This window comes from Psychroserpens sp. BH13MA-6, from assembly GCF_052983595.1.
This window is the reverse complement of sequence record NZ_JBRJGE010000003.1, coordinates 428,647-445,014: the sequence shown is the minus strand read 5'-3', so window position 1 is coordinate 445,014 and position 16,368 is coordinate 428,647. Positions and strand designations below refer to the sequence as shown.

Here is a 16,368-nt window from a genome sequence, read left to right as displayed (position 1 = left end):
AAACATTATGAGAAAACACATCGTTGCAGGAAATTGGAAAATGAATAATGATCTCGCTCAAACGCAAGCGTTAATTACCGACCTAAAAAGACAGTCCAAAACATCTGACGCTGAAGTCATGATTGCACCCTCTTTTACAAATCTTTGGCATGCCTTTGAGGCTTTGCGAGAGGCCGATTTGGAAGTGGTTGCACAAAATATGCATTTTGCGGAGAACGGAGCTTATACGGGAGAAGTGAGTCCAAGTATGTTGCAGAGTATTGGTGTGAGCACTGTTATTTTAGGGCATAGTGAACGCCGTGCTTATTACAATGAAACTGATGCATCTTTAGCTAAAAAAGTAGATGCTGCGTTGTCACACGATATGCGTATTATTTTTTGTTTCGGCGAAGAATTGGCAGATCGTAAATCGGGAAAGGAAGAAGCTGTAGTTGAAAGTCAGATCAAAAATGCCTTGTTTCATTTAGATGCTTCTGCTTTTAAAAACATTGTTTTGGCTTATGAACCTGTTTGGGCGATTGGCACTGGAGAGACAGCTAGTCCAGAACAGGCGCAAGATATGCATGCGTTTATTAGAAAAACCCTTGAGAATACATACGGAAATTCTGTGGCAGATGCTATGACCATCCTTTATGGAGGGAGTGTAAAACCAAATAATGCTAAAGAAATTTTTTCAAAACCAGATGTTGATGGTGGACTTATAGGAGGTGCTTCGCTTAAAGCGGAAGATTTTTATGCGATTGTAAACGCGTTTTAGTTGACCATATTATTTTTGTTTGTGCCATTCAAAACTATCGCATGATGTGTGAGGATGAATCACACCTTAGAATATAGATTGAACGTTATCTATTAAAAAAAAACTGAATATGTCTAATACCATTTATATGGCGTACCATTTTAAGGTAAGTCCGTTGCAACCCGCTGTTGAAATTCTAATTGCCGAATTAGGTTATGCTGGTTTTGAAAGTTTTGTGGAAACTGAAGACGGCGTAACGGCTTATATTCAGAAAGAAGAATGGAACGAAGATATTTTAAGCGATATTCAGATTTTAAATTCTGAAGAGTTTGAGATTACCTTTACTTTCGAAGAAATAGAACAAACGAACTGGAACGAAGAATGGGAAAAGAATTTTAACCCAATTGTTGTAGATGATACCTGTTCGGTTCGCGCACCTTTCCACGAAAAACCAACGACCAAATACGATATTATTATCGAACCTAAAATGAGTTTTGGTACTGGACATCACGAAACTACCCACATGATGATTCAACATATTCTCAATACGGATTTTAAAGGAAAATCTGTTTTAGATATGGGTTGTGGTACTGGTGTTTTGGCGATTCTTACAGAAATGAAAGGCGCTGAGCCCATCGATGCTATCGATTATGACAATTGGTGTTACCTCAATAGCATAGAAAATGTTGAGCGTAATCATTGCAAACATATAACGGTTCTAGAAGGAGACGCTACTTTATTGCCAGGAAGACATTATGATATTGTTATTGCTAATATCAATAGAAACATTTTGCTGAACGATATGGAAACTTATGTGAATGCCTTAAATGCTAACGGGCTCTTATTTTTAAGTGGATTTTACAAAGACGACATTCCAATTATTCAGACTGAATGTTCTCATCTAGGTCTCAAATTGATGGATACATTAGAAAGAAATAATTGGGTCGCTTTAAAATTTCAGAAGTTCGAATAATATGGTGTAATTAAAAAAGTTCGACGAATTACGTAAAATATTAACATAAAAGTTGTTAAATAATTAAAAATTACGGAAAAACCGTAATTTTTTTTTTGTTCTAAAGCCTTAACTTTGACCTGATAATTATCACAGTCTAGATGATCATATTACAGGTTTAATTCTGAGTGTTTTATCTAGCTCGTCCCAGTTTACGTAAATACTATTTAAGAACTTAATTTACTCAAAAATGAAAAATTTAAAATTTTTGACCCTAGCAGGTCTATGCCTAATAATGACATCCCTGTCTTGTGAAAAAGAAGATGTTTCACAGGACATCTCCAGCAAAAATGAGGATGTCATAATTAACATGAATAATTTAGACAATCGAACGCTCGTAACGGATACCACTTTATTAGAAGCTATTCATTCATTAGATATTGATGTTGGTTTAGTTTCTATTGGTGATTTTCACTTGCCAGATGGTACCATCGAGGAAAGAATATTTATCGGTAGCGATATTAGTTTTACAAGAACGGAACTCAATGCGCTAGTTCAAATGGTGACAGATGTTGATCGTCAATACAGGACTTTCAATTTGGTGACAGGCTCCAATCAAACCATCAATATTTTGGGGTATACTGGAGGAAGTCAAGCCTTGTCAAGCAAAGCACAAACCGCTTTGACTAGAGCTGTTGCGAATTATAATAATATTAGTAATATGACGCTTGATTTCAATTTGACCTTTGGTACAAATTACCAAGCAGCGGATATGGTGGTCTATGATAACTCCATCAATACACCAAATAGCCAAGGTGGAGTTGCAGGTTTTCCCACATCAAGTGGCTTGCCTAATAAATTCGTTCAGATTTATAATATTGAACAATTTTCAACAAACGTCAATGAACATGTGATAACGCATGAAATTGGACATTCTATCGGATTTAGACACACAGACTGGTTTGATCGCTTAAGTTGTCCTTCATCCATTCAAGGCAATGAAGGCGCAGGATCTGATGGTGCAGTACATATTACTGGTACGCCTACTGGACGCGATTTAACATCGGTGATGCAAGCTTGTTTTTCTACGAGTGTGAGCGGTAACTTTAACAGTAATGATATCACCGCTTTGAGAGCGATGTACGCAGCTGGCTCTGGAAGTATATGTGACGGTGTGTCAGAATGGCAAAGTGGAACGAGCTACAATATTGGAGATCGCGTTACCTATTTTGGAAATCTCTACGAGCGTGTGAGTGGCGGATGGAGTCTGATAGGACCATGTAATTAAAATAGTCTTATAGTCTTAAAGGACTATTTGAGCTACTCCAAATAACGAGGTTTTAAATAGGTTGTTTTTTAATAAAAGCAACCTATTTTTTTAGTTAAAATTGAAATGTGCCAGATGAATTTGCTGAAAACCATATAAAATTTAACAGTCTACTTATATCGAAAATAGAAGCTTCTTCGTTTAACTAATAAAAATTTTATAATTTAGCTTTAATCATTTAGCATTATGAAATCCCAAGAAAAGGTAAAAGAAGAGCATCAGGTTGATACGATGGAGCAACCATTGAACGAGATTGTACTATATAACGATGAGGTCAATACATTTGACCATGTTATTGATACGTTAATTTATGCTTGTGAACATACTCCTGAACAAGCAGAACAATGTTCTATAATTGTGCATTACAAAGGTCAATGTACGGTTAAAACAGGGGAGTACAAAGAGTTGGAACCGCGTTGTTCCATGCTTTTAGAAGCAGGTTTAAGTGCCGAGATCATATAAAGCCTAAAAAAGTAATTTAATAGTTTGGTATTGATTTAATAAAAGTACTATATTTGCACCCACAAAAAAGGCCATGTGGCGCAACTGAATAGCGCACTTGATTACGGCTCAAGAGGTTGCAGGTTTGAATCCTGCCATGGTCACGAATAAATAATTTAATAAGAAAAAACGCCAAGCTCGCTTGAGCGTTTTTTTGTTTGAATTATTTTCAAAGCGGAGCTTTAAAGGAACTCTAATCCTGCTTTACTTTATATGATTGATAAGTTCTGACTGCGCTCGCTTGAGCGTTTTTTTGTTTAAATTATTTTCAAAGCGGAGCTTTAAAGGAACTCTAATCCTGCTTAACTTTATATGATCGATAAGTTCTGACTGCGCTCGCTTGAGCGTTTTTTTGTTTAAATTATTTTCAAAGCGGAGCTTTAAAGGAACTCTAATCCTGCTTAACTTTATATGATCGATAAGTTCTGACTGCGCTCGCTTGAGCGTTTTTTTGTTTAAATTATTTTCAAAGCGGAGCTTTAAAGGAACTTCAATCTTGCTACAGTTAAAATTTCTATGCCTATATCCGTATGCTTCAAAGTTAGCTTTTGAACTTCTTTTGTTTCCAATTTTCTAAAAGAACAAGACGAATTGAACAATAGTAAGCACACACAATGTGTCGGTAAACAAAAAATTGGTGGTAATTGTATATCTTTATAAAACCAATTGTCTAGTTTAATGAATACCAATTACAAATTTGCGATAGTTCATATTAAAAAGGCTTATAGTGAGCAGCTCAATAATAGTCCTAAAAATAAATACATTGTTCTGTATAGAGCAATTAAACAATGTATTTTGAATATTGAACTACCTCATAATTGGTCCATGCCACCTACACGCTTATTGGCAGAAGAGCTTAAAATTTCAAGAACAACGGTGAATAAATCTTATGAATTGTTGAAGCTAGAAAAATTACTTCACTCCAAACAAGGATCAGGAAACAGGGTTAATTTCGACTTGTCATTCAAAAACATGAAGAAGAGTAAAAAGGCTGTAAAAACCAATGAAGATTTATATCCTAGCATTTCTGAAAAGGGACAGTCTTATGCGCAGAACTACACCATACTTAATAGGATGCCAAATGAGAATTTAGCCTTTAGACCCGGCTTGCCACCTGTAGATGCATTTCCTGTAAACCAATGGAAAAAACTCTTGAATGCGTATTGGAGACATGTGAAATCTTCGAATTTAAATTATTCATTGGGAACAGGATTAATTGAACTTAAAAAAAGTGTGGCCAATTATCTAAATGTTAGCCGAGGTGTTAAGTGTGATTATAATCAAATCGTTATAGTTTCAGGCTCTTTACAATCTTTATATCTTATTGCAAATACCATGATCAATAAAGGCGATTCAGTTGTTCTTGAGAATCCGCTGTTTCCAAATGTGTATTCCGTATTTAAAAGTTCACAAGCTCATTTAATTCCTGTAGAATTAGATGCATCGGGAATTAGTATCAAAGCGCTTAATAAAATTGAAGATCAGCCAAAACTAGTTCATGTCACACCATCAAATCATTATCCTTCAGGAGTTAAAATGACCTTGGAGAGAAGAAAAGCGCTCTTAAAATGGGCGTCAGAAAAAAAAGCATTGATAATTGAAAATGATTATGAAAATGAAATTGCAAATGCTATTGAAAAATTACCATCAATTTTCAGTTTAGATAAAGAGGATCGGACAATCTACATGGGAACTTTTAATCGTTTACTACATCCGTCTATCCGTTTGGGTTATATGATTGTTCCGAGATATCTAACAGAAACTGTCGAAGCTCTTTTGGAACATTCTCATCGATTTGTATCGCCTTCAATTCAAGTCGTCATGAATCAATTCATCGATAAAAATTACTTGTACCAACATATTAATAATAGTATTGAGATTGCAAGAGAACGCTACGACATATTTGCGGACGAGTTTAAAAAAACAAGTAAAATAATGTCTTTAAAAGATCATGAATGTACGAGTTTTCACGTGATTGCTAATTTCAATCAAAATATGTCGGTGACCGAAGAACGCCAAATTGTAAACGAGCTTAAGAATAGAAATATAACGACGTTCTCTTTAAGTAAGTGCTATGTGAATGCGGCTAAAGAGAAGGGATTGATTTTGGGCTTTTCTTCGGTAAGGTCAAGCGCTATAAGAGGAAAGGTAAGAAAAATGGCTGGAATCATTTGACAAAATGATAAAATTGGTATTAAGTTTTTTTTAAAATTGGTCTGCAAAATAGATTCTTATTAAAAATATCTTTGATAGAAACTATAAAACAGCAATTATGAAAAAACTTTACATGTTATTCTTTATGATATCATTTTTGGGATATTCTCAAAATGTCACAATTACTAAAATTATAGAAACCGGCTGTTCTAGTACAGATGGTTTTGTTAAGACCGTTGAGCTGTATGTCGACGGTACTGTTGATTTTTCAACAGAGGTAACCTTAAATTACATGCAAAATGGTGATCTCTGGGCAAATAATCAAATTGATATATCTGCTCTAGGCGTACAGACTGATAACTTCGTATACATTGTTAGAGACATACCTGCGATGCAAGATGAATTTCCGAGTACCACATTTGATGCTTCAAATACTGTGGTTGTAAGTACATCAACTAATGGTGATGATGGGTATCAAGTGGTATTAAATGGAAATGTCGTCAGTCAATTTGGTAGAACAGAAACTGATGCCGACGATGATACAGAATCTAATTGGCAGCATACCGATGCAGTAGCTACAAGAGTATCTGGTGTTCCTGATATTGGCACATGGGAACCGAATGATTGGGTGATTACACCTGAGAATGATCTTGATACCCAAACAGACTGTCAAACTGGTGGTGCCACTAATCTGGAAACTTATTTTAATACGCTTGGAGGAACTTTTCCTTTGGGCTCTGGTTCTGGTTGGACACCTACTGGTGCAACATGTACAACAGCATTGGGAAGTTCCTCAGTGAGTTGTGACACAACAGGATCTGGTGCTATCGATGATACCTACACCGCAACTATCGATTTTTCAGGAGCGAATAATGGAAATAATTTTGTGGTCATGTCATCTTCTGGTACCGTTGGTGGTGATAGTCCGACTTCAGTAGAATCAGGGACTATCGTTATAAGTAACATTCCAGAAGGAACTGATATTACAGTAACTTTAAGTGATATTGCGAATGGTGGTGTTTGCGATTTATCCGAAACTATAGATAGTCCAGGCTGTGTACCTCTAGTGATCAATGAAGTATTATTTGATCCTGCGGCAGATTTACCTGGTGATGCGAATGGTGATGGTACAAGAGATGCCTTGGAAGATGAGTTCATTGAGCTTATTAATAATTCGGGTGCTGCTCTAGATATCAGCGGTTATACGATTTCTGATGCGGCCGATTTAAGGCATACATTTCCGCCAGCTACTATCATTCCTGCCAATGAAATTTTGGTTGTATTTGGTGGCGGAACACCAACAGGAAGTTTTGGTGGTTCGATTGTACAAACAGCTTCAGAAGGTCAGCTCAATCTGAGTAATGGTGGTGACGTGATTACCATCAATAATAATCTTGGCGATCAGGTGCTGGTATTTGATAGTGGTGTTATTGCTGCCAGTGTTTCGGATAATCAATCTGTGACTAGAGATCCGGATATTACTGGTGGTTTCGTGCTGCATACCGATGCTATAGCGAGCTTACTGTTTTCACCTGGACAACTTTTGCCTGAAGCACTCTCTGTTGATAGTTTTGAGGTTTCGAATATCAAGATATTTCCAAATCCTGTGTCGAATGGGATGGTGACTATAGCTTCTGAAAATTTAGCCAATGTAGATGTAGAAATGTATGATATACTAGGAAAACGAGTTTCAGATGTGGTTCTAAATAATAATACATTGAATGTATCACAACTTACAGCTGGTATGTATCTACTGAAAATTTCTGTAACAAATGGTAGTAGTGCCATCAAGAAGTTAGTGATTCACTAAAAATATATTGATAATGAAAGCATTTGGACGAGTACTCAAATGCTTTTTTTTAATTGAATAGATTCTATGAAAACTAAACATTTATTTAATTTTTTGATTTTCCCGATGTTGTTTATCGCTCTAAACGCTTGTGAAACAGATGATATTCTGCCAGCTTTAGAGTTAAGTGTAGATGATGAAAATCTCAGCGAAGCGAATAGTGAAGTGACCATCACAGCTACCTTAAATGGTGAATCAGGTACTGATATCGTTGTTCCTTTTGATATTTCTGGAACAGCCACGCCATCTGCCGATTATTCGCTAAGTTCGAATAGCATTACGATTTCTGCAGGAAATACTTCTGGTAGTCTTACCATTAGTAGTATTCAGGATGAAGAAATCGAGGGAGAGGAGACCATCATTATTAGCTTAGAAAATGCGTCGAATGTATTAACATTATCGGGTTCACAAATTATCATAGCATTACAGGATGATGATAGTGATAGTGATGGCGATGGTGTTTTGGATGCCAATGATGATTGCCCAAATGAAGCTGGTGCTATTGAAAATAATGGTTGTCCGTTTCTTGGGTTTTTAATTAATGAAGTGTTGTATGATCCACCTTCTGGTTTATCTGGCGATGCTAATAACGATGGTACAAGAGATGCAAATGATGATGAATTTATAGAGTTCTTTAATTCTGGACCAGAATTAGATCTAAGTGGCTACACTGTTTCAGATGATTCACAAATTAGACATACATTTCCTGCTGGAACGATTATTCCTGTTAATGGTGTTTTAGTGTTGTTTGGTGGTGGTACACCTACAGGAGACTTTGGCGGTGCCATTGTGCAAACAGCTTCTGAAGGATTGATAAACATGAGTAATTCTGGTGATTTTGTCACCTTGGCAGATCCGAGCGGTACGCCAATCTTAACATTTGACATCGAACCACTTTCAAATAATCCTAACGAATCTTATACGAGAAATCCAGATTTAACCGGTAATTTCGAACAGCATGGTGGGATTGAGGGTGCCAATGGGACGTTATTTTCACCTGGAACCAAACTTGATGGCTCATCATTTTAATTTTAAGCTAATTATTCAATGAGCTATATAGGGCCAATCTTATCGTTAGTATTTGTTGTAATTACAGCGAGATTATTGCTGAAAAAATATAATCCACATGCCGTACTGCTCGTTTCTGGTTTGGTCATGCTAGTGATGGCACAATTATTCAAATACAAACTACCAGGTCTGCTAGATCCAACCGGATTTTCAGGTTTTGACTTATTCAGGTATATCAAAGAGTCATTCAGTAAAACGAATGCAGGTGTCGGCTTAATGATTATGGCAATTGGTGGCTTTGTGGCTTATATTCATGAGATTGGTGCGTCAGATGCCTTAGTGAATGTTGCGATGAAACCCTTGGCACTACTTAAAAAAAGACCTTATTTGGCAGCGTCAATGGTCATTCCAATTGGTCAAATTTTATTTACGGCAATTCCATCAGCTGCAGGCTTAGGACTGCTTTTAATGGCATCCCTATTTCCAATTTTAATTAATCTAGGCGTGAGCAGGTTGTCTGCTGTTTCAGTAATCACTGCTACCACGGCTTTTGGTATCGGACCAGCATCAGCCATTACGGCAAGTGCTACCAATATTGCTGGGATGGATACAATTCTGTTCTTTGTCGATTATCAAATCCCTCTTGTTTGGCCTTTGAGTATTGCTATGATGATCACTTATTATTTCGTCAACCGATATTTCGATAAAAAAGAAGCTGATGAGCTTGAAATTTTAACTGTAGAAAAAGATACCAATGAAAAACGCAGCAATGCGCCAGTAATTTATGCGGTTATTCCGGTCTTACCAATCATATTGCTTTTAGTGTTTTCTGAATTATTCACTCTGTTTAACACGCCTATTACGCTCGATACGACTACGGCTATGTTTATTAGTCTCTTTGTAGCTCTTATTTGTGAATTAATAAGAACGAAAAACATAAAGCAAGTATTAAACTCGCTTCAAATATTTTGGAATGGTATGGGTAATATTTTCAAAACGGTTGTTACCCTTATTATCACTGCAGATATTTTTGCAAAAGGCTTGATAAGTCTCGGTTTTATTGATGGACTCTTAGCGATTGCGACTAATATTGGTTTTGGTGCTATTGGTATTGGAGTGGTTATGACCATCATGATTTTTCTCGCCTCTATGCTCATGGGAAGTGGGAATGCCTCATTTTTTGCGTTCGGACCATTGATACCAAAAATCGCAACCAAATTGGGTGTTGATACCACGACCATCATATTGCCCATGCAATTATCGGCATCTATGGGAAGAACAGTTTCTCCTGTAGCTGGTGTCATTATCGCCACGGCTGAAATAGCACAAGTAACCACCATACAAATTGTTAAGCGAAATATAATACCATTGTCTGTGGCATTGGTCATTATGTTGTTTTACCATTATATATAAGATATTCATGTTTACACTCATAAAAAATACAGAATTATATAGTCCAGATTATCTAGGAAAGAAAGACATTCTCATTGCCGAAAACAAAATTTTGGCAATAGAAGATAACCTTGATCGGTTTGAAAAAGATTCAGAAATTTTCGACGCCAAAGGAAATATAACAACTCCCGGACTTATAGATCAGCATATTCATGTAACGGGAGCTGGTGGAAAGTTTGGCTATGCTTCCATGACACCAGAGGTTAATCTAAGCGATTTGATTAAATGTGGAACAACAACAGTATCGAGTCTTTTAGGAACGGATGGAACGGCCAGAAATATTCGGGCTCTCTATAGCAAAGTGAAAGCCCTTGAACAAGAGGGGATTTCCGCCTATATGCTATGTGGTTATTACGGTGTTGATGGCGCCACCATTACAGAAAGTATTCAAGGCGATATGATATTTATTGATAAGGTTTTGGGATGCAAAATCGCCATAAGTGATGTAAGATCGTCTTATCCAACAGCCACGGAACTCTTAAGAAAATTAAAAGATGTGAGGGTCGGTGGTTTGGTTGGTAGAAAAAAAGGGATTCTTCATGTGCATTTAGGAGCTCTTGAGACAAAAATGGACCCTCTATTTGAACTTGTTGAAAAATATGAATTCCCAATAGAACACATTTCTCCAACACATGTTGGAAGAACAAAAGCATTATTTGATCAGGCCATTAGGTTTGCAAAAATGGGTGGTATGATCGATATCACAACAGGTGCTTCTAAATATACTGATCCGTATAAATCCGTTTTATATGCTTTAGAGGAAGGTGTAGCAATTGATAAGATGACATTTAGTACTGATGGTCACGCTGGATTAACAGCTTTTGATGATGACGGCAATCCGATAGGAACAAAGCCTGCACCCATTGATACCAATCTCAAGGAAGTTGTCCAATTGGTGAAAAAAGGAAATTTACCTATTAGTGAAGCTTTCAAACTAATTACGATCAACCCAGCCAATAATCTTGGTTTACAGCACAAAGGTAAAGTCGAAGTGGGCTATGACGCGGACCTTTGCTGTTTTAATACCGCTTTGGAGTTGACAGATGTATTTGCAAAAGGACGTCAGATGATGAAACATAAAGAAGTAATTGTTAAGGGACATTTTGAATCATAGAATAAAACATACATATATGAAGGGTTTTAAAATTGGAATTTTATGTGCATTGCTGTTTTTGGGGATGCCTATCAAAGCTCAAAATATAAAGTTAGATACTTACACTTTTGGTGATGGTCTAAATTTTAGAGGTGATGATGATTATACGATGAAAATTACAGGATTTGTGCAACCCTACGCAGAAACTAAAATTTACACGGGTGATAGGTTCGATACATCAGTCAACCGCTTTAGGATGCGTCGTGTAAGATTGCGACTAGATGGGACCACAACGAATGCCCGTTTTGAATATCGTTTGGCCTTTGATCTGAGTGGTTCTTCGGAAGTAGATGATGCAAGCTCTAATTATTTATTGGATGCTACGGTATCTTATAATATTACAAATCGTATCAAAGCTACTTTTGGGCAACGCGCCACATACACTGATAACCGAGAGTTGTTTATGACATCAGATGCCTTGCAATTGGTTGAGCGTAGCCGATTAACTTCAGCTTTTGCTAGTATTAGAGAATTTGGCTTATTTCTTCAAGGTCGTTTTAGAACGGGTGGTGGGACCTACCTCAAACCCTATTTTGTCGTTACCAACGGTGACGGAGGTAATGTATTTAGTAAAGATCGAGGCGGACTCAAAGTAGGTGGAAGGATTGATTTTTTACCATTTGGGACGTTTACAAATTTTGGACAATTCAGACAGGCTGATGTCGTAAGGGAATTGTCTCCGAAACTAGTGATTGGTGCAACACTGAGCCATAATTCTGGTATGAGTAGCAGGCGAGGTAGAAATAGTGGATCTATCATTTATCTCAATGACCGTGATGAAGAATCCCTTCCAGATTATACAAAATTTGGTGTTGATTTTATGTTTAAGTACAAGGGCTTTTCCGCTTTAGGTGAATTTATGAAAACCAGCGCTGTAGTTCCAGAAGATATTACACAGCGCGTCAGAAATGATGGGACGACGTCAACAACCTTTGAAGTGGACGGTATTCAAGACGTGGAGAATTATGTGAAAGGTCGAATGATGCTAGGAGAAGCTTATAATATTCAGTTAGGCTATCTTTTTAAAAATGGAATTTCAATCGATGGACGATACACGTATTTAAAAGCAGATGAGCATTCTTTTTTAAATAACGCCACATTTTATAACAGACCCAATTACTATACGTTCGGTATTAGCAAATATTTGTCGCGAAATTATGGCGCAAAAATTCAAGCCTCTATCACCCATATTGACGGTAGTGATGGTATCAACGATATAGACGGTAATCCTATTGATGGTAATGAATGGATTGCCAGAATGATGTTAACTATTTCATTTTAATTATGAAGCATAAAATTATATATACGGTGTTTTTTCTGTTTTCTCTAATGGTTGAGGCACAATTGAATCCTCAATCTAAAAAGATTACAGAGAAATTTTTCCCAGAATTCGAGGCATTAGAAGACATAACTCCAGCCTTAAATAAAAAAAGAGGTTTTACAGATTATAGAGAACTCATGGCGTATTTGGTAAAATACGAAGACAAGTATCCTGAGCATGTGACTATTCAAATGATTGGTGAAAGTCAAAAAGGAAAAAGTATTCCTATGGTTTACATCAGCAATCCTAATAACGAAGATAAGATCAAAGTTTGGATGCAAGGTGGCTTACATGGGAATGAACCAGCCAGTACTGAGGCATTATTATACCTTTTAGATAAACTCCTAACAGATGATAGCTACAATTATTTACTCGATAGAATTGCCATAAAAATGGTGCCAATGGCGAATATTGATGGTTATGAAAAGCAAGATAGATATGCGGCAAACGGACTTGATCTAAATAGAGATCAGACCAAACTTATGGCTCAAGAATCGGTGGCTTTAAAAAAGGCCTTTTCAGAATTCAATCCTGAAGTTGGTATGGATTTTCACGAATACAGACCTTACCGTCGTGATTTTGCTAAATTGAGTTCTTTCGGAATCACGTCGGCGTTTGACGCCATGTTTTTGTATTCCGGAAATTTGAATGTTCCTGAAAACATCAGAAAACTTACCAACGAACTATTTGTTGAAAACGCGCGTGAGGCGCTTAATGATCACAATTATTTACATCACGATTATGTGTCAACGGATGAGTACGGAGGTGAAGTTCATTTTAACCAAGGCTCGAATAATGCAAGATCTAGTGCCACATCATATGCACTCAATAACACCATCTCTACACTTTTCGAAATTCGAGGTGTAGGTATTGGAAGAACGTCTTTTAAGCGCAGAATTCATACAGGTTTTGTGATTGCGATCTCCTATCTGGAAACGGCATATGAGCATATGGAAGCGATTAAATCCGAATTAACCATAGCGCAAACAAGTAAGGCGGATGCGATTGTGACCAGTGAACGAACGGTTTATGAGGATACTATCAAAACAATCGACTTAGATTCAAATGACTATATAGAGCTCGAGGCAACTTTTAGAGATGCAGGTCAAATGCAGGCTAAACTCATTAGAGAACGACCAAAGGCTTATATCATCAGTGCGTCACAAGAAAAATTGATTAAAAAACTAAAAGCACTAGGATCTCAAGTAGAAATACTGAGTGAACCCACAACCTTAGAAGTACAAACCTATAATGTCATCGCATATGATAGAGATGATATGCCTTATGAAAAAATGAATCGGCAAACGGTTAAAACAGAATTAAGCATTGAAAATATATCATTCCCGTCAGGAACTTTTATCATTCCTATGAATCAACGGCAATCAAATTTAATCATTGAAGTCCTCGAACCTGAAGCTCCTAATAGCTTTGTAAGTTTCGGTGTGCTTGAAACAGATAAAGGTGAACAATTGCCAATTTACAGACAGTTAAACTAATAATGCAAAAGAGAAAACAAATGAAAAGAATATCGTTACTAATCGTTTTGTTCGGTTTGGGTTTAATGTTAAATGCCCAAGAGGATAAGGATAAAAATAATGCAAGTTTTAAGCTAGGCAGTGGCTTAAACTTTTCTTTTAATGAAGGAAATTATCAGTTTAATTTTAGCGGATTTATTCAGCCAGCTTATGAATATTCAAAATTTGAGGATATGGACACAGAGAACCAGTTTAGTTCCAAACGTTCCTTTTTAATTTTGAGCGGAAAGGCGGTAAAAGAAAAAGTGAGTTTTCTGGTACAAACTGATTATAGCTTAGACGAACCGTTGTTAGATGCTTGGGTAGCCTATCATCCAATTAACGCTGTAACAATCACAGTTGGTCAAAAGCAGACGTTTGTTAATAATAAGGAAATGACCTTCAGAGAAGATCGATTACAGTTTACTAACAAAAGTAGACTTAGTACAAACCTCAGTGATTTAGGTCGCGAGTTCGGGATATTTGCAGAAGCTAAATTTAATGTGCTTGGTAATGTAGGTATTGCGCCAATGATGGCGTTAACTTCTGGCGATGGACGCAACTCATTTGGCGCAGATTCAAGAGATGTGGATCTGGGCGGATTAAAAATAGGAGGACGTCTAGATGTTTATCCTCTGGGCTTCTTTAAGGAAGGTAACGATCTTTTTAGCGCAGATTTGGCTAGGGAAACATCGCCAAAGTTTGTCATAGGAACAGCAATGAGTAAAAACTCTGGCGTGAGTAATTCAGTAGGTGATGGGCACGGTGATTTCTTTTTGTACGATAGAGATGGCAACATAAGTTTGCCAGATTATACACAACTTTATGTTGACTTGCTGTTTAAATATAAAGGATTTTCACTCTTGGCAGAATATGCAAACGCAGCTGCAAGTAATCTTGATGAAGTCTATATTGACGAAGCGGCAACCACGATTTTAGCACCACAGCAAATTAGTGAATATCTGTATTTAGGAGATGCCATCAATATCCAAGGTGGTTATGTGTTACCAAAAGGCTTAAGTTTTGATATAAGATATGGAAGTTTGAAATCTGAGTTTTCTGAGAATTTAAATTCTCAACTTATGGATAATAGCAGTTATACATTTGGTTTAACAAAGTATTTTGATAACCATAATTTAAAAATGCAAGCGTCAATTACCAAAATAAACTTTGAAAATACGAATGATCAAATCGTCGGTGAATTTTTAGTCCAAATTGTGTTTTAAATGAAGTGTTTTGCTTTTGTATTTCTATTAATAGCCTGTTTTTCAGAGGCTCAAAACTTGATGCCTAATTCAACGGGATCATTCAATTATACGCCAGATAGTCCTCTAAATAATCAAACGGTTGAGGTGTTTTATCATATTCCGAATGGCGATCTTTCAACAATGCCAATCCTATTTTCTTTTCATGGTGCCAGCAGAAATGCCGATGACTATCGTGATTATTGGATAACTATGGCCAATGCCAATGGGTTCATGGTCTTTGCACCAGAATTTTCAGATGCTAATTTTCCTGGAGGAGATGCCTATCAACTTGCCAATATTTTTGATGATGGAGATAACCCTAGTTCAGGGTCCTTCAATTCGGTAGATGAATGGACATTTTCAATAATTGATCCATTGTTTGATTACATAAAAACCGATATTTCTGGACTACAAGAGGTTTACGATGCTTGGGGACATTCTGGTGGTGCACAATTTTTACATCGGTTTGTGATGTATTTGCCAGATAGTCACTTAAATACTGCGGTTTGTTCCAATGCAGGTTGGTACACTGTGCCAGAGTTTTCAGTTGATTTTCCCTATGGATTACAAGTAGGAGAACTTCCTAATGCTGATTTGATTGATGCTTTTTCTAAAACCTTAATTATTCATTTAGGACAAAACGATACAGATCCTAATGCTCCTGGATTAAGACATAATACGGTTGTTGATAATCAGCAAGGTTTACACAGATTGGAGCGTGGCCAATACTTTTATAATACAAGTCTCATCACTTCACAGGATTTGAATGCGACCTATAATTGGGAAAAACATGAAGTTGCGGGAATAGGACATCAGGCTCAGTTAATGGCCAATGATGCATTACAATATTTGCCATTAGACATTTTAAACACATTGGAGACAACCAAGGACCAAATGATGCTCTATCCGAATCCCTTAAAAAACCAATCCTTAACTATTGAAGGAATTACAGAGGGCTCCTCGTTTGTCGCCATTTATGATACCTTAGGAAAAAAAGTTTTTGAAAAGACATTTACAGGAAAACATCTCAATATTCCAAGTCTCAAATCAGGCATGTATGTCTTCAAAATTACCAATGGAAAAAACGTTCATATTCAAAAGATTATGGTCATGTGATCAATTATGACATGGTCAAATCCAATGATTGACATGGT

The 16,368-nt window shown here is 36.7% G+C and carries 13 protein-coding genes and 1 tRNA gene; all 14 read left to right on the top strand.

Going from position 1 to position 16,368, the window contains the following annotated elements; all coding sequences use genetic code 11:
• The first annotated feature begins 7 nt into the window (after window positions 1-7).
• The 14 genes from tpiA (at window position 8) to ACU8DI_RS08925 (ending at window position 16,330) form a co-directional block, all read left to right on the top strand.
• A complete protein-coding gene (tpiA, locus tag ACU8DI_RS08990; RefSeq protein WP_447112435.1) occupies window positions 8-757 on the top strand; it encodes a triose-phosphate isomerase in 750 nt (249 codons plus the stop codon).
• Between the two features lie 109 nt (window positions 758-866).
• Window positions 867-1,709, top strand: a complete 843-nt coding sequence (gene prmA, locus ACU8DI_RS08985; RefSeq protein WP_447112434.1) for a 50S ribosomal protein L11 methyltransferase — start codon at window positions 867-869, stop codon at window positions 1,707-1,709.
• A gap of 229 nt (window positions 1,710-1,938) precedes the next feature.
• Window positions 1,939-2,976: a M57 family metalloprotease gene (locus ACU8DI_RS08980; protein WP_447112433.1), complete on the top strand. Its 1,038-nt coding sequence runs from the start codon at window positions 1,939-1,941 to the stop codon at window positions 2,974-2,976.
• Between the two features lie 225 nt (window positions 2,977-3,201).
• A complete protein-coding gene (locus ACU8DI_RS08975) occupies window positions 3,202-3,477 on the top strand; it encodes an ATP-dependent Clp protease adaptor ClpS (protein ID WP_447112432.1) in 276 nt (91 codons plus the stop codon).
• Between the two features lie 69 nt (window positions 3,478-3,546).
• Window positions 3,547-3,620: transfer RNA gene (locus ACU8DI_RS08970), tRNA-Arg, on the top strand.
• Between the two features lie 574 nt (window positions 3,621-4,194).
• Window positions 4,195-5,691: a MocR-like pyridoxine biosynthesis transcription factor PdxR gene (pdxR, locus tag ACU8DI_RS08965; protein WP_447112431.1), complete on the top strand. Its 1,497-nt coding sequence runs from the start codon at window positions 4,195-4,197 to the stop codon at window positions 5,689-5,691.
• A gap of 97 nt (window positions 5,692-5,788) precedes the next feature.
• Window positions 5,789-7,480 carry a lamin tail domain-containing protein gene (locus ACU8DI_RS08960; RefSeq protein ID WP_447112430.1) on the top strand — a complete coding sequence of 564 codons (1,692 nt, stop codon included), beginning with the start codon at window positions 5,789-5,791 and terminating at the stop codon, window positions 7,478-7,480.
• Window positions 7,481-7,546: 66 nt separating this feature from the next.
• Window positions 7,547-8,548: a lamin tail domain-containing protein gene (locus ACU8DI_RS08955; RefSeq protein WP_447112429.1), complete on the top strand. Its 1,002-nt coding sequence runs from the start codon at window positions 7,547-7,549 to the stop codon at window positions 8,546-8,548.
• An 18-nt stretch (window positions 8,549-8,566) separates the two neighbouring features.
• Window positions 8,567-9,940, top strand: a complete 1,374-nt coding sequence (gene dcuC / locus ACU8DI_RS08950) for a C4-dicarboxylate transporter DcuC (protein WP_447112428.1) — start codon at window positions 8,567-8,569, stop codon at window positions 9,938-9,940.
• 7 nt (window positions 9,941-9,947) lie between these two features.
• Window positions 9,948-11,093, top strand: a complete 1,146-nt coding sequence (gene iadA / locus ACU8DI_RS08945; RefSeq protein WP_447112427.1) for a beta-aspartyl-peptidase — start codon at window positions 9,948-9,950, stop codon at window positions 11,091-11,093.
• Between the two features lie 16 nt (window positions 11,094-11,109).
• Window positions 11,110-12,414 carry a porin gene (locus ACU8DI_RS08940; RefSeq protein ID WP_447112426.1) on the top strand — a complete coding sequence of 435 codons (1,305 nt, stop codon included), beginning with the start codon at window positions 11,110-11,112 and terminating at the stop codon, window positions 12,412-12,414.
• Window positions 12,415-12,416: 2 nt separating this feature from the next.
• Window positions 12,417-13,949: a M14 family zinc carboxypeptidase gene (locus tag ACU8DI_RS08935; protein WP_447112425.1), complete on the top strand. Its 1,533-nt coding sequence runs from the start codon at window positions 12,417-12,419 to the stop codon at window positions 13,947-13,949.
• 20 nt (window positions 13,950-13,969) lie between these two features.
• The gene (locus tag ACU8DI_RS08930) at window positions 13,970-15,193 is read left to right on the top strand and encodes a hypothetical protein (RefSeq protein ID WP_447112424.1); all 1,224 of its coding nucleotides are present in this window, start codon (window positions 13,970-13,972) and stop codon (window positions 15,191-15,193) included.
• Window positions 15,194-16,330, top strand: coding sequence for a T9SS type A sorting domain-containing protein (locus tag ACU8DI_RS08925; protein WP_447112423.1), 1,137 nt, complete (start codon window positions 15,194-15,196; stop codon window positions 16,328-16,330). It begins immediately after the preceding gene.
• Window positions 16,331-16,368: the final 38 nt, after the last annotated feature.